Genomic DNA, 254 nt, shown 5'->3' on the forward strand with positions numbered 1-254 from the left:
GCCGGCCGGACATTGTCCGCGCCGACCACCTGCCCCGCCACCTCGCGGGCGAACTCCGTCTCGGCGGCGGTGTTGACCGTGACCGGGTAGCCGTAGGTGTAGGTCAGGTCCATGGCGATGCCATGGGCATGCGCCAGTCCTTCGCAGATCCGCCGCAGCGCCGGCTCCATGCCTTTCTGCACTTCCCGGTCCAAAGTCCGAACAGTTCCGCGGATATTCACGGTTTCCGGGATCACGTTCCAGGCGTCGCCCGC

The 254-nt window shown here is 67.3% G+C and carries 1 pseudogene; it reads right to left on the reverse strand.

The features are described from left to right. Positions 1–254, reverse strand: a pseudogene (locus AC5JJ6_RS01840) (amidohydrolase); the annotation flags it as partial.

This window comes from Skermanella sp. (assembly GCF_059503625.1).